The sequence below is a fragment of the Candidatus Baltobacteraceae bacterium genome, from assembly GCA_036488875.1.
Classification (GTDB): Bacteria; Vulcanimicrobiota; Vulcanimicrobiia; order Vulcanimicrobiales; family Vulcanimicrobiaceae; genus JAFAHZ01.
Genome location: DASXGW010000001.1, coordinates 510,219 through 535,362 on the forward strand (window position 1 = coordinate 510,219; position 25,144 = coordinate 535,362).

24 protein-coding genes are annotated in these 25,144 nt (G+C 62.9%); 14 read left to right on the forward strand and 10 right to left on the reverse strand.

The features are described 5' to 3' along the window. Positions 1 to 23: 23 nt before the first annotated feature. A complete protein-coding gene (locus VGG89_02290) occupies positions 24 to 1,979 on the reverse strand; it encodes a putative glycoside hydrolase (GenBank protein ID HEY1975357.1) in 1,956 nt (651 codons plus the stop codon). Positions 1,980 to 2,402: 423 nt separating this feature from the next. On the opposite strand from VGG89_02290, the gene VGG89_02295 reads away from it, so the two are divergent. Further along, positions 2,403 to 3,047 (forward strand): response regulator transcription factor, encoded by a 645-nt coding sequence (locus VGG89_02295; GenBank protein ID HEY1975358.1) that lies wholly within the window; start codon positions 2,403 to 2,405, stop codon positions 3,045 to 3,047. Here the strand turns inward: VGG89_02295 and VGG89_02300 are convergent. The 7 genes from VGG89_02300 to VGG89_02330 are packed head-to-tail and all read right to left on the reverse strand — an operon-like array spanning position 3,028 to position 11,321. Then, a complete protein-coding gene (locus tag VGG89_02300; GenBank protein ID HEY1975359.1) occupies positions 3,028 to 4,194 on the reverse strand; it encodes a DegT/DnrJ/EryC1/StrS aminotransferase family protein in 1,167 nt (388 codons plus the stop codon). The two genes, VGG89_02295 and VGG89_02300, sit on opposite strands and share 20 nt — an antisense overlap. Further along, the gene (locus tag VGG89_02305; GenBank protein ID HEY1975360.1) at positions 4,187 to 5,557 is read right to left on the reverse strand and encodes an O-antigen ligase family protein; all 1,371 of its coding nucleotides are present in this window, start codon (positions 5,555 to 5,557) and stop codon (positions 4,187 to 4,189) included. The genes VGG89_02300 and VGG89_02305 overlap by 8 nt, the downstream gene beginning before the upstream one ends. Positions 5,558 to 5,569: 12 nt before the next feature. Next, on the reverse strand, positions 5,570 to 6,898 hold the full coding sequence (locus VGG89_02310) for a polysaccharide biosynthesis C-terminal domain-containing protein (GenBank protein HEY1975361.1): 1,329 nt from the start codon (positions 6,896 to 6,898) through the stop codon (positions 5,570 to 5,572). Then, positions 6,888 to 7,943, reverse strand: coding sequence for a sugar transferase (locus tag VGG89_02315; protein ID HEY1975362.1), 1,056 nt, complete (start codon positions 7,941 to 7,943; stop codon positions 6,888 to 6,890). Before VGG89_02315 ends, VGG89_02310 begins: the two co-directional genes overlap by 11 nt. Continuing rightward, on the reverse strand, positions 7,940 to 8,953 hold the full coding sequence (locus VGG89_02320; GenBank protein ID HEY1975363.1) for a GNAT family N-acetyltransferase: 1,014 nt from the start codon (positions 8,951 to 8,953) through the stop codon (positions 7,940 to 7,942). The genes VGG89_02315 and VGG89_02320 overlap by 4 nt, the downstream gene beginning before the upstream one ends. Beyond that, a complete protein-coding gene (locus tag VGG89_02325; protein ID HEY1975364.1) occupies positions 8,935 to 10,770 on the reverse strand; it encodes a hypothetical protein in 1,836 nt (611 codons plus the stop codon). Before VGG89_02325 ends, VGG89_02320 begins: the two co-directional genes overlap by 19 nt. Further along, positions 10,767 to 11,321, reverse strand: coding sequence for a TlpA disulfide reductase family protein (locus VGG89_02330; protein ID HEY1975365.1), 555 nt, complete (start codon positions 11,319 to 11,321; stop codon positions 10,767 to 10,769). Before VGG89_02330 ends, VGG89_02325 begins: the two co-directional genes overlap by 4 nt. A 131-nt stretch (positions 11,322 to 11,452) precedes the next feature. On the opposite strand from VGG89_02330, the gene VGG89_02335 reads away from it, so the two are divergent. The 4 genes from VGG89_02335 (at position 11,453) to VGG89_02350 (ending at position 15,947) form a co-directional block, all read left to right on the forward strand. Then, positions 11,453 to 12,445 carry a polysaccharide biosynthesis/export family protein gene (locus VGG89_02335; protein HEY1975366.1) on the forward strand — a complete coding sequence of 331 codons (993 nt, stop codon included), beginning with the start codon at positions 11,453 to 11,455 and terminating at the stop codon, positions 12,443 to 12,445. A 21-nt stretch (positions 12,446 to 12,466) separates the two neighbouring features. Continuing rightward, positions 12,467 to 14,638 carry a polysaccharide biosynthesis tyrosine autokinase gene (locus VGG89_02340; GenBank protein ID HEY1975367.1) on the forward strand — a complete coding sequence of 724 codons (2,172 nt, stop codon included), beginning with the start codon at positions 12,467 to 12,469 and terminating at the stop codon, positions 14,636 to 14,638. A gap of 29 nt (positions 14,639 to 14,667) precedes the next feature. Next, positions 14,668 to 15,090: a hypothetical protein gene (locus VGG89_02345; GenBank protein ID HEY1975368.1), complete on the forward strand. Its 423-nt coding sequence runs from the start codon at positions 14,668 to 14,670 to the stop codon at positions 15,088 to 15,090. 107 nt (positions 15,091 to 15,197) lie between these two features. Then, positions 15,198 to 15,947 carry a hypothetical protein gene (locus VGG89_02350; protein ID HEY1975369.1) on the forward strand — a complete coding sequence of 250 codons (750 nt, stop codon included), beginning with the start codon at positions 15,198 to 15,200 and terminating at the stop codon, positions 15,945 to 15,947. Between the two features lie 102 nt (positions 15,948 to 16,049). Here the strand turns inward: VGG89_02350 and VGG89_02355 are convergent, their stop codons facing one another. Together VGG89_02355 and VGG89_02360 are read right to left on the reverse strand one after the other, a co-directional pair. Beyond that, entirely contained in the window at positions 16,050 to 17,489 is a 1,440-nt protein-coding gene (locus tag VGG89_02355; GenBank protein ID HEY1975370.1) for a hypothetical protein, read from the reverse strand. Positions 17,490 to 17,624: 135 nt separating this feature from the next. Next, positions 17,625 to 18,017, reverse strand: coding sequence for a hypothetical protein (locus tag VGG89_02360; GenBank protein ID HEY1975371.1), 393 nt, complete (start codon positions 18,015 to 18,017; stop codon positions 17,625 to 17,627). Positions 18,018 to 18,077: 60 nt separating this feature from the next. On the opposite strand from VGG89_02360, the gene VGG89_02365 reads away from it, so the two are divergent. Genes VGG89_02365 through moaA form a run of 9 tightly spaced genes read left to right on the forward strand, consistent with a single transcriptional unit; the run spans position 18,078 to position 25,090 of the window. Beyond that, complete coding sequence (locus VGG89_02365; GenBank protein HEY1975372.1) at positions 18,078 to 18,899, forward strand: Cof-type HAD-IIB family hydrolase; 822 nt, start codon at positions 18,078 to 18,080, stop codon at positions 18,897 to 18,899. After that, on the forward strand, positions 18,896 to 19,153 hold the full coding sequence (locus tag VGG89_02370) for a MoaD/ThiS family protein (protein ID HEY1975373.1): 258 nt from the start codon (positions 18,896 to 18,898) through the stop codon (positions 19,151 to 19,153). The genes VGG89_02365 and VGG89_02370 overlap by 4 nt, the downstream gene beginning before the upstream one ends. Positions 19,154 to 19,155: 2 nt before the next feature. After that, complete coding sequence (locus VGG89_02375) at positions 19,156 to 19,581, forward strand: molybdenum cofactor biosynthesis protein MoaE (GenBank protein HEY1975374.1); 426 nt, start codon at positions 19,156 to 19,158, stop codon at positions 19,579 to 19,581. Then, a complete protein-coding gene (locus tag VGG89_02380; protein ID HEY1975375.1) occupies positions 19,578 to 20,300 on the forward strand; it encodes an alpha/beta hydrolase in 723 nt (240 codons plus the stop codon). The genes VGG89_02375 and VGG89_02380 overlap by 4 nt, the downstream gene beginning before the upstream one ends. Continuing rightward, positions 20,270 to 21,412: a molybdopterin-synthase adenylyltransferase MoeB gene (gene moeB, locus VGG89_02385; protein HEY1975376.1), complete on the forward strand. Its 1,143-nt coding sequence runs from the start codon at positions 20,270 to 20,272 to the stop codon at positions 21,410 to 21,412. Before VGG89_02380 ends, moeB begins: the two co-directional genes overlap by 31 nt. Positions 21,413 to 21,427: 15 nt before the next feature. Next, a complete protein-coding gene (locus VGG89_02390) occupies positions 21,428 to 22,279 on the forward strand; it encodes an aldo/keto reductase (GenBank protein HEY1975377.1) in 852 nt (283 codons plus the stop codon). Next, positions 22,276 to 23,445, forward strand: a complete 1,170-nt coding sequence (gene queG, locus VGG89_02395) for a tRNA epoxyqueuosine(34) reductase QueG (GenBank protein ID HEY1975378.1) — start codon at positions 22,276 to 22,278, stop codon at positions 23,443 to 23,445. Before VGG89_02390 ends, queG begins: the two co-directional genes overlap by 4 nt. Then, a complete protein-coding gene (locus tag VGG89_02400; GenBank protein HEY1975379.1) occupies positions 23,430 to 24,083 on the forward strand; it encodes a hypothetical protein in 654 nt (217 codons plus the stop codon). The genes queG and VGG89_02400 overlap by 16 nt, the downstream gene beginning before the upstream one ends. Continuing rightward, on the forward strand, positions 24,080 to 25,090 hold the full coding sequence (gene moaA, locus VGG89_02405; GenBank protein HEY1975380.1) for a GTP 3',8-cyclase MoaA: 1,011 nt from the start codon (positions 24,080 to 24,082) through the stop codon (positions 25,088 to 25,090). Before VGG89_02400 ends, moaA begins: the two co-directional genes overlap by 4 nt. Positions 25,091 to 25,144 lie beyond the last annotated feature (54 nt).

Here is a 25,144-nt window from a genome sequence, read left to right on the forward strand (position 1 = left end):
GGCCCGAGAAGAAACGCGCCGCGCTACGGGAAGACGATCGCCGCCTCGCTTGCCGGCAACGACACCGGCGGCGGCCCCCCCGTCATCGACACGGTCCCTCCGTCGAGGATGCCGCCGCCGCTGAGCACCAGCGTATGGGTGTATTGCGGGTACGGGAACGGGTGGCTCGAGGCGACGTCGGGATTCACGACCACCGCACACGGGCCTACGAACTTACCCGCATAGAAACACTGACCGTATTCGCGCCCGTAAGTGCCGCCCGTTTGCTGCAGCGATGCGACGCTGGCCGGCGCGGCCACCTTCGGTTCTAGTAAGACCAGCTGCGACTCGGGTTCCACGTGCAAGCCGGACGGCGTCGCGAACTCTTCCCACAGGATGCTCGTGGCCGGATTGTACGTCAGCAGAAACGATGCCAGCGCGTAGGTTCTGGCGTCGGTCGAGGACGACGCGGCGGTTGCGTTACGGAGCATGCACTCAAAGAGCTTATTCCGAGCGGCGACGTCGATCTCGGTGTTCTCCGTCGCTTGCCAGAGCCAGCCGCCCATCTTCGGCGTCGCGGTATCGGAGTAGCAGTGCTCGAAGTTGCCGCCCATGGTGTTGCTCGACGAAAGCAATCCCAACGACAGCGAAACGTCGTGGCCGTTGAGGTTCGAGAGACCGTTGAAGATGACGGGAGCCGGCGATACTTGATTGAGCGCTAGCCCGTACTGCAGCCATTGGGCATCGCTGTAGTTACAGGGAAGGACGTTCTGCCCCACGAGGGGTCCCGCGTTATCTTCAAACACTGCGTCAAAGTGTCCCAACGCTTGCGTGTGCGCGACCGAGTTCGCAAAAAGCGTCTGCATTGACGCAGAACCGACGTTCATTTGATACATCGTCACATTGTCGTAGGGATACGAGATTCGGTTGCCGCTGCAGTCGTGGGCGAAGGTCGATTCGTCGGACGTGAAGAGATTGTCGCCCGCATTCGACGTCGTATTCGGATCGGAATACGCCTGCGTCTTGATGCCTGCGGCCGAAATGGCCGTAGCGTTCTGGGAGTTCACCTGAGCCCAGTTGAGATACGGTGCCGCTGCCGACCACGCTACCGCCGTGGTGCCATAGGGTGCTCCGAGGTAGTCTCCGGTCAAGACGTGCTTCTGCGCGATGGGCGCGGGTGTTGGCGTTGCAGCCGTTACCGGCGCGCTCACGACGACTTGCTGCGCGACCACCGCTGCGCCGGCGTCGCCCATTCCGGTGACCTTAACCACCGAACCGGCCGTGAGTTGGGCCCCCGCAACCACGGTCAAACCGTTCATGACGATCGGAACCGCCGGATAGCTCGAGCCGGCATTAAGTGTGAACCCATAGGGCGTAGCGGCAACGACCGCGCCGGAAACCGTGACGCTTGAGGGAGCGCTCGTATAGAGCGTCACGTAGCTGCCCGTAAAGCCGGTGTTCGGTCCGGTTCCGGTTGCTTGCACGTACAGGCCGACCGACGGGGCGCCGGTCGTATAGGACGTCGACGAACTCGTGTAGACGTGCATGTAGCCGGCGCTGCCCGTGGGATTGAGTAGGAAACCGCCGGTGAAAAGGCTAGCGATCGTGCTGACGTGCGTAACCTTGCTCGTCTGTAATGGAATCGGCGATCCGCTTGGCGCCGGCGTGGGCGGCGCTATCGTCGGCGACGACGTCGGTGAAGGAGCGGGTGTAGAGGGAACGGGTGTCGAGTTGGTCGGGATCGTCATCGAGATTGTGACGGCGGCAGCCGTTAGCGACGTCCTGCAGGTTCCGCTCGCCGGCGTTATTTCCGCGTAACGCTTGACGGCCGGCGCCGGCCCGCTCATCGTCGTGGATGCGTTCGTATAGATGTGCAGTTTCGACGTATCCGTTCCGCAGCCCGACACGATTTGAATCGTGAAGCCGCCCGTAATGAGCGCCACGATCTGTCCGTCGAGCGTCGAACCGGCGGTCGCATTCTGCTTGGCGACGTGTCGCATTGGAGCGCTTGCCGTTATGCTCCCAGACGGAACGAACGCAGAGCCGTTCTGGTGTCCACTACACGCAGCGAGTAGTGAAATGCCCAGTAGGCAAGCGCAGCAGTACGAAAAGTTAAGACTCTTCTTACACAATCTCATGTAAGGATTAATCGGAGGTCGCGCAGTGTAAATTTATGACCCGCGAAAAAGTAACGCAACGCCGATTTGTTAACGCTCGAGCGGTAGGCGAGTAAGCGTTAGGACAGGGCCTAGGCGGGTCGAGATAGTCCTAATTTTGGAATAGGACTATCGTCGGTTGCCTACCGGTCTTTTTGCCGCCGGATGCTATAAAGTCCCAATTTTTTGGGGATTGAGTGGTTACTAGGTCGTCCCGCACACCTCGTAACACCTGACACTCAAACCCACCCCAGGAAAGGGCCGTTCGTGATAGCACCCGTCACCAACGTAATCCGGCTGTACGTTATCGAAGGCCAGGTGCTTTTTGGGAAAGCACTTTGTCAAGTTTTTTCACTGGAACCGGACGTCCAAATCGTGGGCGACTCCGACTGCGTCTCAGCCCCCGCGCTGACCAAAGCGCGTCCGGACCTCATTCTGCTCGATCTCGACGGCAGCGCCGTCGAGCTAACCGAGGCGCTGACACTGTGTCGCGAATCCGTACCGCAGGCGCGCGTATGCGTGCTTTCGATGCGCCCGCAGCCCGAGATCATGCAGCGCTGCCTTGCCGCTGGAGCGGAAGGGTACATCATCAAGGACATCACGCCCGCCGAACTCATGCGAGCCGTGAAAATGGTTGCGGCAGGCGAAACCTACGTCGATCCGCGCGTTGCCGGCGGATTGCTGCGTCGACGCAGCATGTCCAACGGCCGTCCGGATCTCGACGAACTGTCGGTTCGGGAAACCGAAGTGATTCGTTTGATCGCCGAGGGGCTCTCCAACAAAGAAATCAGCGCGAGATTGAACCTGTCGGAGAAGACGGTTAAGAATCACATCAGCCGGATCTTCTCGAAACTGAACATCTACGCGCGCGCTCAGGCAGCGGTGCACGCGATCAAGATGGGACTGGTTTAAGTTCTCGGCTGTAAACGGCGTGTACGGCGTCTACGACGTCGTCCACGTCGCGATCGGTCATCGTAGGATACAAGGGCAACGAAACGAGGCGGGCTCCCAATACTTCAGTATTGGGCAGTTCGCGTCGCGGCAGGTCGCGGTAGGCCGTGAAGAGGTGCGTCGGAATGTAATGCACGCTCGTTCCGATATTTTGCTCCCGCATCGCGTCGATGAACGTATCGCGCTCGATACCCGCTTCCGGGTCGAGGGTAACGGCGAACATGCACCAGCTGTGGCGGTCGGAACGGTCGTCACACGCGCGTTGGAATCCTAGGCCGGCAAGACCGGACAGTCGTTCCATATAGCGGCGAGCGATCGCGTCGCGGCGCGCCTGCATTTCCGGCAGGCGCTCGAGTTGGACGAGTCCGATGCTCGAAGCGAGGTCGCTGATGTTGTACTTGTAGCCGGGCTCGAGGATGTCGTAGCGCCAAGACCCGCGGTCGGTGTAGCGCTTCCACGCATCCCGGCTCATGCCGTGCAGGGATAGCCGGCGCACGCGATCGGCCAACGCCTCGTCGTGGGTGACGAGCATGCCGCCTTCGCCGGTAGCGAGGTTCTTGGTCGCATAAAAACTATAAATCGCCGCGTCGCTCAATACGCCGGACCACTTGCCGCGATCGAGCATGCCGGCGGCGTGCGCTGCGTCTTCGATGATCGCGATTCCGCGCTCGCGCGCGTAAGCGACGATCTCCGATACGTTCTGTGGCCGTCCGCCGTAGGGCATCGCGACGATAACCTTCGTGCGCCGCGTGACGACGGCCGCGATCGTGCGAACGCTTGCCGAAAACGTATCGGCTTCGACGTCGCAAAAGACCGGAATAGCGCCAAGCTCCAGTGTGCATTGCGCCCCCGCAGCGAAGGTGAGCGAGGGCATGACGACCTCGTCGCCCGGACCGACGCCGAGCGCCGCGAGAACGACGTGAATCCCCGCCGTGCAACTATTGAGCGCGACGGCGTAAGGGACGCCGCTCGCCTGCGCAAAAGCCCGCTCGAACGCCGCCGTCTGGGGCCCGGTCGTAAGCCAGCCGTTGCGCATCGAACTCGCAACCGCCTCGATCTCGGCGTCGCCGACGTCGGGCCGGCAGTAAGGCAAGAAGGCGTCACGCATGGGACAAACCTCGGATTCGATTACGGTGGACGTTACGCAAGATGGCGATAAACATGAACGCGAGCCAGACGTATTTGAACGACATAACGTCCAAGAAGAGCGCGGCGATGAAGATTCCGACGACGGCCGCTTCCCCGGCGACGCGCAACGGATACTCGGGCTCACTCGGCGTGATGTCGCGCAAGATGAAGAACTGCGCGGCCCAGCCCGCGAGCAGAAGAGCCAGACCGATAACGCCGAGCTCGACGGACGTTCCGATGAGGAGATCGTGCGAAGCCCGATGCCAGTTCGCGGCTCCCCACAGTTGGTGCGACGTCTGCAGAAACGCGTGATCGTACGCATTGGGGAAGTTGCCATAGCCGGCACCGAAGAGCCAATGGGATTTTAGTGCCTGCAATCCCACTCGCCAGATCGACGTACGGCCGTTTCCGCCCGTCGACACCGCGGTGCTGAAGCGATTCCACAGGTCGGTGTTAGCGCTGAATAGTGCCGCCATGATGGTGGTCGCTACCCCCATGGCAATCAGCCGCACTTTCGCGCGATCGCGTATGAGGAAGTAGACGAGCATGCATAAGATGGCCACGACCGCTCCCCGCGACCCGCTCAGTGCGACGCCGACGAAGAGGAGTGCGAGAGCTGCGATGCTGGCGATGGCGACGAGGCCCTTGCGCGTATGCAGCAGTGACGACAAGCACAGTGCGATCGGAAGAAGCATCGCCGCGGCAAAGTGATTCGGGTCGATCGCGCCGGTGTCGCTCGTGATGCGCAGTCGGCTGCCGTAATAGATGTTGACGCCGTTGTGGAAGAGATACGCTCCATAGATCGCAGCCGCCACGCTGCCGATGATGATGGCCAGCGTTACGCAGCGTAAAGCATTTTGATCGGCGGGAAAGATGCTGATAGCTAAGTACAGGAGGACGAGAAGCGTCGACGTGAGCAGCCCGGTGAACACGAGGGTCTGATCGTACGCCCAAAAGGCGGTGATGGCCGCCCACACGTACAGTGCGCCCCAAATCAGCAACGTGGGCGACGGTCGAACCGCTTTCTTCGTGCGCAGCAAATAGAAGATGAGCGCCGCGCCGGCCGCTCCGCCCAGAACCTTCGTGAGCGTACCAAAAGCGTTGATGCTTAGCAGATTATCGAACGGGACGAGGCCTACGTAAACTCCGAACGGGAATATGAGCGGGGCGACGACGATCAAATAAAAGATGATCGGTCCGCCGATCGCCATTAGAGCCAAAACGAACCCGGTTTTCGTTCCGGCCAATGCGCTCACTGCGAGCGCGGCGACCGCTCCGCCGAGTGCAACGGCAAGGCCGCCGGCAATCGGTCCTAAGCTTCGGCGCGCGACGTTTACGTGCATCACAACCGATCCTTACCCATTAACCCCTGCGGTGCGTCGCAACAAACGCGTGCAGTCTCGGAAAAGACCGAAAGCGATCTCTACGTACGATCGAAGGTCGACGGCCGTCGGAACGAGCATCGATCGAAGCCCAATTCCGGTCGCTCGCCGAAAATACCAGAGACTCAAGATCTGCGTGATCACGTACGCGCCGCTCGACGCGCTCGCCGCTCCCACGATTCCGAAATGCGGTATCAAAATAACGGTTCCGGCGATGCATATAACCGCCGAAATGCCGGCCACGACGAGTGGAATCTCGGGCTTGGCGAGTTTGAGCGTATAGTAGCTCGAAATCGGTCCGGCGGCCGCCAAGGCTATGACGCCGATGAGCATCACGCGCAAGGACGGTACGAGCGGCAGAAACGGTGCGCCGTAGAATAGCTTAATGACGATTGGAGCGATGGCAAAAACTACCATGCATATGACGACGGAAACGAGTAAGCTATGGCGCACGCAGCGCGCCGTCAAGTTCGCGGCCGCGCGTTTATCGAGGCCGCCGATGTGCGGTGACGCTACGATTGACGCAACTTGAGCGGGAAAGAGCAACGCTTGCGGGGCCGACGTGGCGACGCTGTACAGTCCGAGGTCGGCTACCGGCAGCATGATCGCAACGATGTAGAGGTCGGCGCGATAGTTCAAGAGCGACACCAAAGCCGTCGCACCCCCCTTAACCGAAAATCGCGTGAAGTCGGAAAGGCGAATCGGCGACCCGTTTTCCAACGTTCTGGAGTGAACGAGCATAGCGATCCACGCGACGGCCCCGACGATCGTCGTCGAAGCCACCCAAGCGACGATCGCGATCGCGGGACTGTGCGAGATGGCCAGAAAGCCGGCGACGGTGAATGCGAGCGTCGCTAGTACCGTCGACACCGAGATCGTGCTGACGTACCGGACCTTTTTGATTCCGGTTACGTATCCGCGCACGGCAAAGATGGCTGCCGCGGCCGGCAGCGACGCGATCGCCGCCGGTGCCGCCCAGAGGGCATTACCGAGCCACGCGATGATTGCGACCGCCACGGCGCTGATCGCGACGAAACATAGCGTGAGGACGGTCAAAGGTGCCACGATTCGGCGTCCGGCCTTCTCGTTGAGAAGGTAGTACGACGCGGCCGAAGAGAGGCCGGAAAACAACGAGGCTACGAGGCCGGCTTGCACGACCGGCATCGCATAAACGCCCTTTCCCGCCGGCCCGAGAACGCGCGCCGTCAGAACGCCCACGGCGAGCGACCCGACAATGGTCAGCGATTGGATGACGAACGTGAAAAGACCGTCGTGAACGAGGTCTCTTGCCCTAAACTGCACGATGCAACAAAAACTCCGCGGCGGTCTTGATAATGACGATCGCGTCTAACGCCGGCGATGCGTGCTCGATATAGAAGAGATCGTACGGAAGGATCTTGGGCATGTCGTCGGGCTGGAGATTGCGCTTGGCGTAAACCTGTGCCCAGCCGGTCAATCCCGGCGTGACGATGTGGCGGCTATCGTAGTGTGGAACGGTTCGCCGGAAATCTCGGGCGAATGCGGGCATCTCCGGACGCGGGCCGACCAGCGACATATCGCCGACCAAGACGTTAAAGAGCTGCGGAAGTTCGTCGAGACTCGTTCTGCGCAAAATCGCACCAATGTTCGTAATGCGGCGGTCGCCCGGCCGCGCCCACTGCTGACCTGCGTCTTGCCACATCGTTCGGAACTTGTACATGACGAAGGTAGCGCCGTTGCGGCCGACGCGCTCCTGCCGGAATAGGATCGGGAACCCCGACTCGATCCCGATGCAGACCGCGATCAACAGCATCAGGGGCGAGGCAACGACGAGACCGGCCGCCGCGAGCGTGACGTCGAAACCGCGCTTCCACGCCTTATACGGCCCGTGCCCGACTCGCCATTGCGCTTCCGGCGAGACGTAGGCCGCTTGCGCTTCGGCGACGTCCTCGGAACCGTGACGCGCGAGGTGCAGCGTCGCGTGAACGACCGACAAGAAGATCGCGGCGAGGACGATCACGCCGACCGCCGTCAGCGCGGAAAGTCCGGCGACGTATTGAAAGAGGAACCATAGCGGCACGAACGCCACCAATGCGGCGACGGCGATCTGATACGCCTCGTCGTACCAGCGCACCGCGTACGAGAACTGATAGGTTCGGCACAGGGCGAGCGCACCGCACACGACGATGCAGGCCGCCGGCCCGATACTCGACGGAAGGCCTGCTGCGTAACAGGCCGCCAGCACGGCCATTACATCGACGAAGAGGAATGCGACCGACCAAACCGGGCGCAGATGCTCGGGAACGCGACGTGTGGCGCTGATCCTTCCTTTTGAGATCTCTTCGCGAATCGTAGCGTGGACCATCATATGCTTCCTCCTCGTTGCGGTTGCGGCGGCTGACTGCGATCCAGTCGCAGCGACGTTCGCAGTCGCGTGTACGCGTTGAAACGAAGGCTCTGGTAATGCAGCTGCGAGTACGGCACGGTTCGAGCTCCGAGTCCGCGCTTGAAGCGCTCGACTCCCGGTAGACCTTCGCTCGCGCCGAGGTTGTACCAATGCAGGTTGCGCTCCGCCGCCGCTTCGATGAGGGTCACGTTGAGCGCATTGCTCGGGCGCAAATGCGCGAACGTCTGACGCATGGCGGCGCTCCAGAAGAACAACTCAGCAGAACCGAACACGATCACCCCGCCGGCAATGGGGTGGTTGTCGCACTGGGCAAACCAGATTTCGACGTCGTCACCGCCGTAGGCGACGAGACCCTCGAGCAACTCTTGAGGGAACGGCGGCTTTGCCAGCCCCCAGCGTTCGGCGGCCTCGCGCAGCATGCTGTAGTACGTCGTAACTCCCAATGCCGAGCGCAGCGGGGCGCAGTTAACGCCGCGCCTCGCGGCCTGGCCCGCCATGCGCCGGCTGACGCCGGCGACGCCGCTGAGTGCTTCTTCGGCGCCGTTCGAAACGTCGATCACCGCGGTCTCGTGCGTCGTACGGCGCGTGGTGAAACCGCACGGCGTCGGTCCGAGCGGCCAGGGGATGAGCGTTAGCGCGTCACACGTGCGTGCAATCGCGGCGACCGCCGCGTCGAATTCGCGAACCGAGGCGAGCGTTCCATCGTCGCGCAGTCCGCACGTGTACGTACCGAGCGGCATTCCCACGAGCTCGCGCCAGCCTAAGCGACCGCCGGACGTCTGCATCAACGGCACGAGTATGCGAACGTCTCCGACGTCGACGCGTACCGGATGCGGGCGAAGATGCGGGTACGCATACGCCAGAGCCGACGCCCACGCGGGGCGCGCGAAAAACGTCGGCGCGGGGTGTCGCGCATCGAATTCGGCCCATTCCGTTAAAGCGATCGGCTCGATCATCGCACGCTTTCCCACGCTGCCAGAATCTTATCGACAGCCAGTTCCGACGAGTACCGCTCGCGAATCATCTCCGCCGCCTCACGCTGAGGCTCGAGCGTTCCGCCTTGATGGCGATCGAGCAGCACTTGCAGCGAATCGACCAAGTCGCGCCGCGAACGGATCTGCATTGCATGAGGAAACGGCTTCGACCACATCACGTAACGCCCGAACGACAGTGCCTCCAGAACCATGAGCGACAGCCCGTCGCGGGGCGTCAAGCGGATCAAAACGGTCACCTCTTCAAAGATCGCGCGCAGATCGTCGCGCCAGCCCAAGTTATGCACCTCTACGTCGTGCGGGACGTCCAGCCGGGCGCCCCCGACTACGAATACGCGGATGTCCGATGAGGCAAAATGCCGCAGCATCCGTTCGTATTCACGCTTGCCGTAAAACTCAGGACGAGTTTTCGGTAAATAGAGCAAAATCGTAAAGCGCTCCGGCAGGGGTTTTATCGAGCCGGAGTAGTGACGCAGAGGAAGCGGCACGATCTCGGACGATAGGCCCAGATCCCGGAGTTCGTCGGCGGTCCAGGTGACCTCGGTGAGATGTTTGATGGCGGCGTTCCTGAGCTGCTTGTGCAGCGTTTTGGTGTTGCGGAAGTATTCGATGTCCGAACCTACCCAATGAATGACGCGCGGTTTGCGCAGAAGCCGTGCGAACAAGTACACCCACCGGTCGGTCACCGGACTGCCGATCGAGTACCAGACGTCGGATCGAAACAGCGTAAGGAGGGAAGCGAACACCTCGAGCCGCGAGTTCGTGCTGAGAATGGAGGGCTTCCAGTCGCTGCGCAGTCGCTCCACGTGCTTGGCGACCTCGGCCGAAAACAGTCCCAATCCGGAGATCGCCACCTTGCGCTTGCGCTGGCCGTTGCGGTAAGCGGGGCGTCCGTCGACGAGTGCGTCGAGATGCGCTTCGAAGTTTCTCGCGATATCCTGGGGCGCGAAGTTGGCGCGTACGAAGTCGATCCCGGCTTGATTGGTCTCGAGCGTACCGTTGCGGTGCGCCTCGTAGAGCTCCGATAATGCGGTGTAGGCCTGATCGGCGTCGTGCGCGACGCGAACGCCCGGATACTCGTGCGTCCAGACGACGTGCCTTCCGCGCGCGAGGGCCTCGAGTACCAGCACGGACGCACCGTCGTGATTGGTCAGGCGTAACAACGCGCTTGAAGCGTCGATACGGCATGGAACGTCGTCGACGTGTCCGGCGAAGCTGACGTTGTCGGGCGCACTGCGGTCGATCCCACCGGGGCCGAGCACGGTGAACTGGACGTCGGGCATGCGCCGAGCAAGATCGTAGACGGGCTTTTCACCGTAGAACTCGCGACGGGGCTCGGGCAGATATGTGAGCACGCGAAAGACTTCGGGAAGCGGCGCGACGTCCTCGGCGGCTTCGACGGCGCCGACCGCGAGCGTTTGCGCGTCGATGCCGATCTCGCCCAACTCTTGGACGAGCCATGGCGCGACCGCGACGTTGTCGTAACCGTGGCGTTTGGTGATGGCAAGGTCGAACGGGTTTTGCGCGGCGATGGTGACGTCGCTTCCCGCCCACACGACGACGATCGGAATGCCGAACGCGTGCGCGGCCTCGGCTAACGCGACGCTGGGTCCCGGACCGCCGAACGAGATGAGCACGTCGGATTTGCGCAACGCCCACAGCGCCGCAAGAACGCCGCGCCGCGTGCTCGGAAACGCGCGAATCTGCCAATGCGTCGAATGCTCGTTGAGCACCCGCGCCAAGTATTTGGCGTGGTAATCGAATCCGACGACGATCGCGCGCCGGGTCGGGGTCATTGATGCCGCCTCGTCAATGCGACGAGCTCGTTCTCATCTAAGGGGCCGACGTGAATCGTTTTCACGACGTTATCGGAGCCGACCAGAATCGTCGTTGGAATGACTCGAGCGTCGAGCGACAGAGGGCTCCATCGATTGGGATCGACGTAGGTGGGATACGCAACGCCGAACGATTGCACGAAGCGAGCCACGCTTTGCGCCGGCTCGGCCTGATCGACCCCGACGATGTCGATGCCCTCGCGGCGTAACCGCGGCGCGACCGATGTAAGGAAGGGAGTTTCGTCTTGGCACGGCACGCACCACGTCGCGAAGATATTGATCAGCAAGCGGCGGCCCGGCTGCACGCGAATAGCTTGGATCGAGCCGTCGAGTGTCGTCAGGTGCAGCGTGCCGAGCGGCTGGCCGGCGGCGATCGCTCGCGGAGGCGAGAGAACGCCTAATCGGTATGCGACGCGCCTCGCCGCCGAGCGCAGCCCTGGTGACGCGATCACGGCAACGAGAACCAACAAGGCGGCGACAAGCGCGCCGCCACGTGCACGACTCGCGTTCATACTGCGGTTGTACCAGACAAGCGCCAGAGGGTGCGTGGCCCAACCTTCCCGGCAGAGTCAGGACTCCTGCACTAAGGTCTACCGGCCGCCGGACGTTCGCGGTCGGTCGCCATCCGCTTTAGGATGGTAGCATGCGCACGCGCAACATTATTCCCGTCATCGCCGTCGCCGTGCTGGCGGCGGTCTGCGCCTCCTCCGGAGCAGGCGCTCAAACATATCCGAGCGAGAGTCCCTCGCCCGGTGCCTCGGTCACCCCCTCGCCCTTACCGGGCGCGGTGGCCCCGGTGCACGCTTCGAACACTGCGATCAGCAGTCGCCGGACGATCATTCATCCCGGCGACCAGCTGAGCGTTCAGGTGTTCGGCGATCAGAGTCTGACGCAGAGTACGATGGTACTCTCCGACGGCACCGTGGATTATCCGCTTATCGGAAAGGTGAAGCTCGGCGGAAAGACGCCGAACCAAGCGGCGGACGTCCTCGCTTCGCACTTTCACGAGTTCGTGCGTCATCCGGTCGTGACCGTTTCGATCACGCAGCTCGCGCAACCGGACGTGCTCGTCTTGGGCGACGTCAAGACTCCCGGTAAGTACAATCTTCCGTCGGACGGACGACTGACCGACGCGATAGCGGCGGCGGGCGGTCTCGCCAACACCAACGGCGCGTTCCCCGACGCGCGCGTTGCCGACGCCGACGGGCGGGTTACGAACGTCTCGCTGCAAGGCCTGTTGCAGAACGGTCAAACCTCGCTCGATATGACCCTTGAGGAAGGCGACGTCGTTTATGTCCCCGGCCCCATTCAAATGAACGTCGATGTGAGCGGAGCGGTCGATCGTCCCGGCGAGATTCAAGTCAACGAAGGCGATCATCTCTCTGCGGCAATCGCAAAAGCCGGCGACAGTACGAACGCGCATTCCGATCTCAATCACATCCGCTTGATTCACACCGAACCCGACGGCAAACAGACCACGCGCGAGATCAACTTGTACGACGCGCTAAAAAACGGCGACATCTCGGCCGATCCGAAGCTGCAAAAGGGCGATCAAGTCTACGTTCCCGAGGCATACCAGCACCGCACCGACTTCGGCACGGGGCTGCTCTACCTGCTCACCCGGATCATTCCATAAGGAAAGCGAGAGAACAGTTTCGTGATTCAGATTCCAACCGCGGGCGGCGGCATGACGCCCTACGCGGCCACGACTCAACCGGAACAGCAAAGCGACTTGGGCGGAATGGGCAGAGTATTTTTGCGCCGCATTCGTCCGATGCTGGCGATCTTTGCCGGCTTCGTCGCACTCGTCCTCATCTTGACGCTCGTGCTCCCCAAGACGTATACGACGACCGTGAAGCTCATCGCCGGGAATCCGGGGACGACGGGTTTTGCGGGGTCCGGAAATAGTTCGTCCGATACGGAAGTGCCGGTCCTCAACGCGCTGCTCATCGCAACGGGAATGCAGAGCACCGAAACCTACGTCGAGCTGTTCCAAGAGATCCCGGTCGCACAGCAAGTCATCGCCGAGCTCGGATTGAAAACGTCGCCGCGCGACCTGCTCAACAAAGTCGACGTCAAGCCGGTCGTCAACACGGCTATCATCGGACTTTCCGTAACGTGGCGCGATGCAAATACCTCGGCGCAAATCGCTAATGCCTTCGGAAACGTCGTCGTCGATCGCCAGCGCCAACTGGTCGCGGCCCAAGCCGACAACGCGATAACGTTTCTCAATCAGCAGCTTCCGCAAGCGCAAAAGGCAATGAACGACGCGCAAACGGCGCTGGCCTCGTTTGAGGCGCAGCATCATATCGCCGACATCAGCACGCAGACCCAAACGCTGATTGCGTCGCTGGCGGCCCTCGACGCGAAGGTCGGCCAGACGCAGGCCGATCGTCAGCAAGCGCAAGCCGAGCTCAGCAGCGCGCAAGCGCAGCTCAAGAGCACGCCGGCGACGGTTACCGGCGGAGAAACGGTGGCCCAAAATCCGGTGCTCGGGCAGTTGCAATCGCAGTTGTCACAAACCGACGTGCAACTGCAGACCGCCCTTCAGCAATATACCGAAAAGCATCCAACCGTCATCGCGTTGCGCAACCAGGAAGCGCAGATCAAGCGGGAGATCGCCCAACAGCAAGCGACCATCGTTGCGAACACGAATACGGTTCCCAACCCCGTCTATCAGCAGATCCAGCAGCAGGCCGAACAATACGCCACGCAAATCGCTTCCGACAACGCTCAGTTGGGCGCGTTGAAGATGCAGCAGCAGCAGATGAACCCGCAGCTGGCAAATCTTCCGGCGCAAACGGCGACGCTGGCGAACCTGCAACGCCAAGCCAAGTCGGCAGAGGACGTCTACACGGCGCTGGAAGGAAAGTTCAACAACGCCCAAATCGCCCGCGATACCGCCTTGAGCGACGTGACGATCACTCAGCCGGCCGATCCGCGCTTTGCCGACGTCAAGCCGCACCTGATCGTGAACCTCCTGCTGGGCGTCGGACTCGGCGCGATCCTTGCGATCTTGGGTGCCTTCGTCATCGACTATCTCGATAACACGATCAAAGACGACCGCGACGTGGAGGAGGAGCTCGCGCTGCCGTCGCTGGCGGCGATCCCGCTGGTGAAGATGCGTAACGGAACTCCCGAGCTTCCGTGGGTGCGCACGATGTCGATCGAAGCATTCCTGCAGCTCGTGACGTCGATGAAGTACGCGACCGACCGGCCGCTCTCGACCGTCGTGGTCACGAGTCCGACGCAAGGCGACGGCAAATCGACGGTCGCGCTGAACGTCGCGATCGCGATGGGCGAGCTGGAGCCGCGCGTCCTGCTCGTCGACGCAGATTTGCGGCGCGCGTCGCTACACCACAAGCTCCGTATGAAGAACGAGCGTGGCCTTTCCGATATTTTGGTCGGACGGTCGCAGCTCGAAGACGTCGTGCAGGGCACGCGCTATCCCGGCCTAGACTTACTCACTTCGGGAACGCCCACGCCCAATCCGATCAAACTCCTCGAGTCGGGTCGTATGGACGAGTTCTTGCGCGAAGCGCAGGAACGTTACCGCTGCGTCGTCATCGACGGTACCGCGCTGTCGGTAAACGTCGACTCCGCGGTCGTGGCGCGCAAAGCCGACGGCACCGTGATCGTGTTGTCGGCGAATCAGACCGATCTCCGTGCCGCCAAACAGGCGTTGCGCCGCATGCAGCAAGTCGGCGTGCGCAACATCCTGGGCTACGTACTCAACCGCGTCGTTCCTCGTAAGGAGGACTACGAAGCGTACGAACTGCGGGCCGGCACCGAGCTCGAGCCGACCGAAGAAACAATGATCACTGCGTAGGCTAGATGACAACAACGAAGTCGACGAACTTGAGAGAAACGCGACCGGCCGCCTTCGCGCGGAGCCTATCGGTCCACCTCATCGAAGCGCAGGCGCTGTTCGTGCCTACGCTCGAAGAGGTATTTACCGACATCGGCTTGGCGCTGTTGGCGGTCTCGAGCGACGTCGATCTGCACTGCTTGCTCGAGGCACAGCCGGACGTCGTCTTCGTCGATGCCGACTACGTCAGCGAAGAGCCGCTGCGGCTCGTGAACCTGTTGCGCACGCTGGTGCCAAACGGCATCATCTGCGTCTACACCAGCGAGCGCAGCACGCAATGGGCGAAGGCTTGCCACCTCGCCGGCGCAACGGCCGTATTCAGCAAAAACGCTCGCCGCAACGAGATCATCGACGGCATGCGCGAGGCGCTGCGCCGCCGGACGTTTACCGACGTCCGCCTCCGCGAGTCGTAGGCGCGGTCATATTGGGCGTTTAGCCCTATAAGTCGTCGGCGCAATGCCCCTACGTCACTGCCGAAACCGGCAGTAGTCTGGAGGCAAGCTGCGGCTCGGGGGTCTCTATGAGAAAATCGCATTTCCCGTTTGGCCGGATTTCGCTGGCGTTCGCGTTCGCGCTGGCATCGTGCAATGGTACCGGTACGAGCGTGCCGGCGACCCCGGGCGGCTCGACTTCGGGTGGGTCGCTCGAATTTGCGCCCGCGATCGGCCCGCTGGCCCCGATCGATACGTCCCCGGGCAAGGTCGACGGAGTCCCCGACAAGTTCACCCCGCCCGAGGGCGACACGGCTACCGGCGGACACGGATCCCCGATCGATAAGATTCCATGCTTGCCCGCGATGGGCAACGGCTACCACGTCCACGTATTCGTGGGGATCGTCAACCACGGTCAGCTCGTCGCCCTTCCGACGGCGATCGGCATGGTGCATCCCGGCGCACCGGTCAACGGCTATGTCAACACGGCACAGTGCTTCTACGAGATTCACACGCACGACTCGTCGGGCATCGTTCATCTTGAAGTGGCGCAGCCGCACCCGCTGACGAGCGTCGTCTTCAAGTTAAAAAACGTCCTAGACGTGTGGGGCGTGCCTCACGATAAGCGGAGCTTCGGTCCGTTCAAAGGCAAGATTCGCGTGTACGTCGGCATGCCCGCGGCATTGGGGCAGACAAACGTGACTCAGTATCATCCGTTTGCCGGAGAGCAGTGGACGAACATGGGCTTGCGCTCGCACGAAGTGATTTGGGTCGAGATAGGAAAGCCGTACTACAACGCGCACCAGTTACCGCCCGTTACGTTCTACATGGAGTACTAGGCAGACGCCCTAGGTACAAAGATCTCGAGTGCAAGAAGCGGCTCGAGTACTGGGAGGGGCTCAGCGGCCTGGCGACGTTCGCGTCTTCAGGTCGCCGCCTTTTTATGGGGGGTCGGCGGCTTTGAGCACGCAGCTCGTCATGACGGCGTCGGTCATGCCGTGGATCAAGCGCTTATCTGCCGGAGCAATTGTAGCGAGGATGCCGCCAAGGGTGACCGTCTCTTCGCCGGTAACGAAGAAGTATGGACAGAGCCGGACGCGGCCGTCGAAGGTACGGATTTCGTCGCTGGCACGATCCAGGTATTGCTGGCGAACGCGCTTACCTTTATGGAAGCGCTGAAGAATATACGGCGTCTTGTCGAACGACGACAATGCAGTGTCGATCGTCGCCGCCCATTCTTCTTTGGTGAGATCGTTGGCGATCTTCACGCCGCGCGAACCCCACGCGAGCTCCGAGAAGCCCGACGGCTTCACGACGTAATCGCGCTCGCTCTTGCCGAGATCGACGAGCTTACGGAAATCGGAGATCTGCTCGCCGCCGGCTTCGAGGCCGGCGATGACCGCTTGCGGCGGCAGCGGCCGCGGATCCATGACCCAGGTGCGCGGGAAGACGGCCTTTAGCCGCTCGAAGCGGTCCCTGCCCAACTCGCCTTGCCAGAGTTTTACGAGCGCGTGGTGATGGAAGAGCGCAAACGATAACTTCTCTTCCAAGTTCGCTTTGGGAGTCGGCACGATTCGCACGCGATTATGGCGCGCGGCGTAGAGCATCAACTCTTGCTTGGGGACGTTGAGGAGATCGAAGAGCTCGAAGTTGCGGTAAAGCGCGTCGAGCTTTTCTTCCCGCCCGTCCTCGTGCCGGATGAACAAACCGTCTTCGGTGAAGAAGATCTCTTGCGGCGTGCGCAGCCACGCGTCGGCCAGTCCCAAGCGGCGCAGCGCGCCGGCGAGCCAGTCCATCTCCGGACGATAGTCGCGCGACTCTTCCGAGACGACGATGGCGACGGTCGGCTTTTGTATGCCGGTTACGTAACGCATCGTCTCGGCAAAGCCGTTGGGGATGCCGTCGAGGCCGCCGATGCTTTCAATTCCGAGTTGACAGTACGCTTCGGCCGTTGCGCCGACGAAACCCATACCGCCGGGAACGCTATCGAGTTCGGTAGCCGCGAAACCATTTTCCGTAAGAATCAAGTCGGGTCGAATGACGCCCGGTACGTCGCTTTTGAATCGGTTCTGCCGCGCGAGCTTAACGATCTGTTCGGGCTTACCGCGATCGAGATATTCGGCAATGAAGGCGGGTGCGGTGCCACGTGCGCTGCGGTTGTACAAGCCGTTGAGAGCGCGGTAGAAGGCGAGGAGATCGGTTCCCAGCAGCTCGATGCCGGCGACTTGCTTAGCGGATAATGCAAACGGCTCGGGGCTGACGCGCCACGCGATACGTTCGGTTTCGTCTTCGACCCGGAAGAGACCGGGCGGTATCGCTTCGTACAGGTGGTGCGCTTGTTCCCGAGCCGTCAGGTTCGGATTCGTGGCCGTACAAGGCATAATGAAAAAGCTGGCTCCTCTATCGACAGCCGTCTGGGATCTTCGAACTACTGAACGCGATGTACCGTCGGTGCCGCATACGAGTCTTAAGAATACCCTATTCGCCTACCGGGTTGCGCCAACCGCTCCCTCGGGCTACTTGATGGTGATGGCTCCGGGGGTGAGCAGCGCGCCTTCGACGTGGATGAGGCCGCTCGAATAGGCCAAGGTCAGGTGCAGCGTTCCGCTGAGACCGAGGCGGGTGAGGTCGAGGCTTTCGATGACCCGCGACACGCCCTCACCGGCCACGAAATGGAGTTGCCGGCTGAGGCTAAACGAGTGGCCCGGCGCGCCATACGAGGCGGCGGTCGGCACGATGATCTCGTCGCCGCCGGCCGATCGCGCGGCTCCGTCGATGCAGTAGCCGATGGTCACCGGCGTCCCACGGACGTTGAGCGTCTCCTGCGTGCATGCCGGCGCGGAAACAGCGACGGCCGGGCGCAGTGCCGCTACGAGAGACAACCCAAGGAAGAAGCGCCAAACAATCACGTTCGAAGAACGATTCGTGTGCCTGAAAGGTCGCACCTCGCGCGTGATATGATTTAGAGAGTGCTACCAACGATAGATCTCATCGCACTCGACCTCGACGGCACGCTTCTCGACCTCAACGACGGCATCTCTCCGGCCAATCGCCAGGCCATTGCAGCGGCGCTCGCAGCCGGCGTTCGCGTCGTCCTCGTTACCGGGCGCGGCACCGACAAACCCGAGCGCATCGTGCGCGAACTCAACCTCAACCTTCCGGCGATCTGCGCGCACGGCGCGCTCACCAAAGATTTTCTCTCGGGGCGCACCCTCGGGCACATTCCGGTGCCGCTGGTTCACGCGGTTCCGATGATTCATTACGCCGAAGCCAACGGGCTCAACGTTGCGGTGTACATCGAAGAGAAGTTTCATCGGCTGCGCGGCACGCATCTCTACATGGAAGACATGCTCGGACCGCACTGGCGGGAAGTGCATTCGCTGATCGACGTGCTGACCGAAGCGCCGACGTTCCTGCGGTTTCTCGGCCGCGAATCGGTCGACGCGATGCGCGAAGCGTTTTCCGGCGTACCGCTGCATTTCAAGTACGAAGTCTTCGGCGAATGGGAAGAGTGCGCCGTAACCAGCCTCGAGGCGACGAAGAAACACGCGCTCGAGCGGCTCTGCGCCGATTTGCGGATTCCGGCCCAGTCGGTGCTCGCCGTCGGCGATTCGGCTAACGACGTACCGATGCTGCGTTGGGCCGGCATCGGCGTCGCAATGGGCAACGCAACGCCGGACGTTCGGCAAACCGTTGGGCGCGTGACGGACGCGTGCGAGGAAGACGGCGTCGCGCGCGCGATCGAGCGCTACGTGCTCGACCCGATGCAGCGTTCCGAGAAGAGCGCGTGACGGTCCGCACGCGCGTGCGCGTGCTCGCATTCGCGCGCGTCGCCGAGTTGCTCGGAGCGCGTGAAGAAGCCCTCGAATTCGGCGGCAACGCGTGCGTTGCCGACGCGTGGGCGATGCTGACCCAGCGCGTCCCGGAGCTGAGCGTCCTGGAAGCGTCGACGCGCGCGGCACGGAACGGGCGGATCGCCGCCTTCGACGAACCGCTCGCCGACGGCGACGAGCTTGCGTTTCTCCCGCCGGTCGGCGGAGGCTAACGTTGCTGCGCATCGTCGGGGAGCCGATCGACCAGCGCGCGGTGGAAGCGCGCGTGCGTTCGGAGAAGTCCGGCGGCGTCGTGACGTTTTTGGGAATCGTGCGCGATCGCGCCGACGACGGCCGTCCGGTCAACGGGCTGCGCTACGAAGCTTTCGATGCAATGGCGTCGTCGGAGTTCGAAACGATCGTCGCTGAGGCGCGCGAGCGGTTCGGCGACGTCCGCGTCGCGGCCGAGCATCGCGTGGGCGACCTGCGGGTTGGCGAGATCGCCGTTGCGGTCTGCGTAGCGGCGGAACATCGCGGCGAGGCGTTTGCCGCATGCCGTTACGCCATCGACGAGCTCAAGCGCCGCGCACCCATTTGGAAGAAGGAGCTCTATGCCGACGGCGGAGGCGAATGGAAAGCCAACGCCTGTAACCAGACGTGAGTTCGCTCGAGCTCTTTACGGTTGCCGCCGCGAACAACCGCGTGGCCGTGCTGTATTACGAGCCGCGGCGGGCGCGCGGCGTGACCTTGGTCGTTGGGCACGGCTACTCGTCGAGCAAACACAATCTCGACTTTCTGTGTGCGTTTCTTGCCAGCCACGGTTTCGCAATCTATAGTCTGGACTTTCCGGGACACAAGCTGGGCTCCAGCGGCGGAACGCTGCGCGACGTCGACGACTGCATCGATGCGATGGCGTCGACGGTGCGCTTCGCGCGCGAACGCGGTGACGCGTCAACGTATACGATGGGTCATAGCATGGGCGGGATGACGGCGATCTTCACCGCCGCGCTCGATGCGGAGATCCTGGGAACGATCGCGATCACGACGGGGTATGGACGGCCGACGTCGTTGGCGGCCTTGCAGAAGGCCGGCGCGACCGACTTTCGATCGTCGTACGTCGTTGGCGCGACCTTGCCCGAGCTGGTAGCCGGCGTCGACGAGCGTTACGCGGCGCTGCTGCCGCGCCTGGCGGGGCGTTCGGCGCTGTATATAGCGGCGAACGCCGACGGTATGGTGAATCCTCGCAGCGTGAAAGAACTCTACGAGCGCGCGCCGGAGCCGAAGTGGTTCGAGACGATCGAAAGCGACCACACGTATGCCGGCGAGCGCGCGCGCAGTACGGTGCTGCAGTGGCTCAACGACCGGCACCCGCGGGCGTAACGCTAGCGCGGCGCGAGCTGCGACGCTACAGCCGCCACTTGCTCATTCCCGAAGTCGGACTTGCCGGTCAAGAACGTCTGGCCTCGTCGCGCGCGCTCGTTATCGGCGCGGGCGGTTTGGGCTCGCCCGCGCTGCAGTACCTTGCGGCAGCCGGCGTCGGGCGCATCGGTATCGTGGACGACGACGTCGTCGACGAAACGAACTTGCAGCGTCAGACGATTTTCGCCACCAGCGACGTCGGGCAACCCAAGGCCGCGATCGCCGCGCAACGGATGCACGCGCTCAATCCCACGATCGGCGTCGACGCCCTGCCGATTCGCTTCGACGCGAACAACGCTCGCGAACTGGTGCGGCTCTACGACGTGGTTTTGGATTGCACCGATCGGTTCTCGACGCGGTATCTCGTCAACGACGCTTGCGTGCTCGAAGGTAAACCCGATGCTTACGGCTCGATCTTTCGCTTCGACGGACAAGTCAGCGTCTTCGGTGCGGCAGGCGGCCCGTGCTATCGCTGTCTCTACCCCGAGTCGCCGCCCGCCGGCAGCGTACCGACCTGCGCCGAAGGGGGCGTACTGGGCGTCTTGGCCGGGATAGTCGGTGCGTTTCAAGCCAACGAAGCGCTCAAGATTCTGCTTGGGATCGGCGAGACGCTGGCGGGACGGTTGCTGCTGATCGACGCGCTGGGGGGACGCACGCGCGACGTCTGCTTCGAGCGCGATCCCAGTTGCGCGCTGTGCGGGCGAGGGCCCAGCATCACCGACGCAATCGAAACGGCGCCCGACGACGCGGCAGCGGCGCCGAGCGGAGTCGACGAGATCGAGGCCGGCGACTTGGACGCCGTCTTGAGCGACGCGACCTTGCTGGACGTTCGCGAACCGCACGAAGCCGTGCTGGGCACCATCGACGGAGCGGTAACGATGCCGGCCTCGGAGCTCGAAGCGCGCATGCACGAGCTCGACAGCGCGAAACGCTACGTGGTGGCATGCCGCGTCGGCGTCAAGTCGCTCTGGGCCGTGGGCCGGTTACGCGATGCGGGGTTCGGCCGCTTGGTGCATCTGCGCGGCGGGTTGCTGGCCTACGCGGCGCGCAACGCCGAGTTTGACTTTTTCTAAACGGTAAGAGACGTTATGCGAAGCAAGCCATTTGCGCGAACCGGCGTGGATCTGCCGGTCATCGGTCAAGGAACGTGGGACGTTCCCGAGAGCGGCCCGCGGTTAGCGCAAGCAAAAGCCGCGCTGCTGCGCGGGTTCGAACTGGGCATGACCCACGTCGATTCGGCCGAGATGTATGGCTCGGGCAAGGTCGAGGAGATCGTCGGCGAGACCATCGCCGGAATCCCGCGCGCGAAGCTCTTTCTAACGACCAAGGTGCTGCCCGGAAACGCTACCTATAAAGGAACGCTGGCAGCGGCGGAGCGCAGCTTGCGCCGGCTGCGCGTCGAGTATGTCGATCTCTATTTGCTGCACTGGCCGAGCGAGCACCCGCTCGAGGAAACGATGCGCGCGCTCGAAACGCTGGTCACGCAGGGCAAAGCTCGCTACGTCGGCGTCAGCAACTTCGACGCCGGCGAGATGCTCGAAGCCGCGGGTTACTTGCGCGACGTCGCACTGACGTGTAACCAGGTGCTCTACCACCTTCGCGAACGCGGCGCGGAGCACGACGTGATTCCGCAAGCTCGAGAGCGCGGGATCGCGGTCGTCGCGTATACGCCGTTTGGGCGCGGAGGGTTTCCGCGCCGCGAGAGCGAGCCGGGCGGCGTTCTAGATTCGGTCGCGCGCAAGCACGGCGTAACGCCGCGGCAGGTGATTCTTGCTTTCCTCACGCGCGAACCGAACGTGTTTACGATACCCAAGGCGGCTTCGGTTCCACACGTGGAAGAAAACGCCGGCGCGGGGGACCTCGTATTGGATTCCGAGGACGTCGACGCGATCGACGCGACATTTCCGCTCGGCAAGCGCGGTCCGCTGGCAACGCTATGAACGACGCCGGCGTGGGGGTCGACTACGGCGCGATCAAAGCGCGGGCGGTCGAGCGCGCGCGAAGCCTCGGCGCGTCGGCCGTGCGCGTGACCGACGCGTTTGCCGACGCAGCTTCGCGTGCTCGCATGCGCGATGCGTTTGCGCGCGGCGATTTCGCGACGTGGGGCTACGACGATACGTACGCGTCCCGTGCGAGCGATCCGGGCGAGATTTTGCCGGGCGCGCGCAGCGTCGTTTGTCTTGCCGTGCCCTATGCGACGCGATATGCAACTCGCCGCGACGTGCGCCGCGGACGCGTCTCGAACTATGCGTGGTCGGCGGATTACCATCACCGCGTGCGCGCGATGCTCGCCGACGTCGCGTCGGTTATCGATGCCGCTGCCGGAGCGCCGGTAACGGCGATCGCCTGCGACACGCGGCCGCTGGCCGAGCGCGCATTTGCGGCTCGGGCGGGCGTGGGATGGATCGGAAAGCACACCAATCTCATCGCGCCCGGATCGGGCTCCTTCGTCTTCCTCGGTGAGATCGTTACGACGCTGGCGCTGCCGCGCGACGAGCCGCTCAAAAAGAACTGCGGCAGCTGCGCGCGGTGCGTCGACGCGTGCCCTACGCGGGCACTGCGCGGCGACTACACCATCGACGCGTCGCGCTGCATCGCCGATTTGACGCAGCGCAGGGACGCCATTCCACGCGAGATGCGGTCGCTGATCGGAACGTGGGTGTGGGGCTGCGATCTGTGTCAGATCGTCTGCCCTCCGACGCAGCGCGCTGGAACGGTCGAAGACGGCGCCAGCCGTCCGCTCGACGGCAACCTGGCCGAACCCGATCTCGTATCGCTGTTGGGACTGGGCAGCGGCGAGTTCAAACGACGCTACGCCAAGACCGCCATGGGATGGCGCGGCGCCGCCGTGTTGCGGCGTAATGCGGCCGTTGCGCTCGGTAACGCCGGGGATCGCTCGACCGTGAGCGCGCTCGCTCGCGCCCTAGAACGCGATCCGCATCCGATGGTGCGCGCGCACGTGGCGTGGGCACTCGGTCGCATTGGTTCTCCCAGCGCGCTCACAGCGTTGCAACGGCGTGATGATGTGGAAGAAGATCCAAGCGTGCGCGAAGAGATTCGGGCCGCGTTACTAGACGGAGGACTCGGGGTATGCCGCACTCGCTAATGTTCAGGTTCATCGCTCGTGCGGCATACCCGCTCGTCCTCCTGGCGCTCATTGCCGGAACCTCACCGCGCGCGGTGGCGGCGCCGGATTTGCTGACGCGGATGGCGGCAGTCAATCCGAATCTGCACGCCTTTACCGCCACGATGCACGCCAACGTCGTCATGAAATCGTTTCCTTTTCTGAGTGCCTCGCTGACCGGAACGTACTATCACAAAGAGCCCGACAAAACGAAGGTGGTCTTCACGAGCGGCGTGCCGCTAATCGCCTCGCAGTTCGACAAGCTCTACGCGCACATCGAAAGCCCGTCGCAGTGGGACAGCGTCTACAACGTTAAGGTGTCGAGCGACGACGGTGCGGTGACGACGTTTCGCCTGGTACCCAAAAGGCACGGGAACGTGGATCACATCGACGCGAAGGTCGACGACGCGACGGCCACGGTGACCTCGATGCGCTGGGCATACGCCAACGGCGGCTACGCCGAAATGACCAATCACTACGGCGCCGTCGACGGGAACACGGTGGTGACGTCGCAAACGGGTCACGTCGAGGAGCCCGGCTACGTCGCCGACATCACCTCGACCATCGATCACTACGCGATCAATCCCGACCTCTCCGACTCGGTCTTTACGCAGCAATGAACACAATCGACCTGACGCGCACCCCGCTGGTGGACGGTTTCAACCGTTCGATCGAGTATTTGCGCGTCTCGGTCACCGACAAGTGCAACTTGCGGTGCGTGTATTGCATGCCCGAAGCGGGGCTCGCGTGGCTGACGCGCGACGAGATTCTCAGCTACGAGGAGATCGTGGCGATCGTCGAAGCGGCCGCGTCGGTCGGCGTTCGTGCGATTCGTCTCACCGGCGGCGAGCCGCTGCTGCGGCGCAATCTCCCGCGATTGGTCGCCGCGATAGCGCGCGTCGAAGGTATCGAAGACGTCGCGCTCTCGACCAATGCGCTGCTGTTGGAAGAACAACTGCCCGAGCTGGTCGCGGCGGGATTGCGGCGCGTCAACGTTTCGCTCGATACCCTGCGGCCGGAGCGTTTCGAAGCCATCGCACGCCGTCCGGGGCTGGATCGCGTGATGCGGGGGATCGACGCGGCCGTCGGCGCCGGCCTGACGCCGGTGAAGATCAACTGCGTCGTGATGCGCAACCAGAACGACGACGAGATCGCCGAGTTCGCCGCACTCACGCGCGACCGGCCGGTCTTCGTGCGCTTCATTGAAGTCATGCCCGTGCACGAAAACCTCGAGCTGTCGCGCGATGCGTATATCTCGTCGGACGAAATTCTCGAGCGCGTCGCTTCAATCGGACGGATCGAGCCGGTTGAGGGGCCCGGCGGAAACGGTCCGGCGCGGTACTTTGCGTTCCCAGGGGCGCCCGGAGCGGTCGGCGTGATCAGCCCGCTCTCGCACGACTACTGCGAGCGCTGTAATCGCGTCCGGCTGAGCGCCGACGGCCGGCTGCGGCTCTGCCTCTTCGGGGACTATGCGCTCGACCTGCGGGCGCCGTTACGAGCGGGGGCCGGGCGCGAGGCGATCGCCGGGCTGCTGGCCTCGGCCATGCTGATCAAGCCCGAGCGTCACCACCTGCGCTTGGGCGAGACCGCCTCTCAAATGAGAGCCTTCTCCGAAATCGGGGGGTAGCGTCACGCCGCCCGGGCGTCGAACGTTGCGGTAGTCAAAGGGGGGATCGAGTCG

Excerpts from the sequence above, each read along its gene's own strand:
- VGG89_02315 (HEY1975362.1), bottom strand. The coding sequence starts at position 7,943 with ATGATGGTCCACGCTACGATTCGCGAAGAGATCTCAAAAGGAAGGATC.
- queG (HEY1975378.1), top strand. The coding sequence starts at position 22,276 with ATGAACGACGCCGGCGTGGGGGTCGACTACGGCGCGATCAAAGCGCGG.
- VGG89_02390 (HEY1975377.1), top strand. The coding sequence starts at position 21,428 with ATGCGAAGCAAGCCATTTGCGCGAACCGGCGTGGATCTGCCGGTCATC.
- VGG89_02355 (HEY1975370.1), bottom strand. The coding sequence starts at position 17,489 with ATGCCTTGTACGGCCACGAATCCGAACCTGACGGCTCGGGAACAAGCG.
- VGG89_02335 (HEY1975366.1), top strand. The coding sequence starts at position 11,453 with ATGCGCACGCGCAACATTATTCCCGTCATCGCCGTCGCCGTGCTGGCG.
- VGG89_02300 (HEY1975359.1), bottom strand. The coding sequence starts at position 4,194 with ATGCGTGACGCCTTCTTGCCTTACTGCCGGCCCGACGTCGGCGACGCC.
- VGG89_02305 (HEY1975360.1), bottom strand. The coding sequence starts at position 5,557 with ATGCACGTAAACGTCGCGCGCCGAAGCTTAGGACCGATTGCCGGCGGC.
- moaA (HEY1975380.1), top strand. The coding sequence starts at position 24,080 with ATGAACACAATCGACCTGACGCGCACCCCGCTGGTGGACGGTTTCAAC.
- VGG89_02325 (HEY1975364.1), bottom strand. The coding sequence starts at position 10,770 with ATGACCCCGACCCGGCGCGCGATCGTCGTCGGATTCGATTACCACGCC.
- VGG89_02400 (HEY1975379.1), top strand. The coding sequence starts at position 23,430 with ATGCCGCACTCGCTAATGTTCAGGTTCATCGCTCGTGCGGCATACCCG.
- VGG89_02350 (HEY1975369.1), top strand. The coding sequence starts at position 15,198 with ATGAGAAAATCGCATTTCCCGTTTGGCCGGATTTCGCTGGCGTTCGCG.
- VGG89_02290 (HEY1975357.1), bottom strand. The coding sequence starts at position 1,979 with ATGCGACACGTCGCCAAGCAGAATGCGACCGCCGGTTCGACGCTCGAC.
- VGG89_02330 (HEY1975365.1), bottom strand. The coding sequence starts at position 11,321 with ATGAACGCGAGTCGTGCACGTGGCGGCGCGCTTGTCGCCGCCTTGTTG.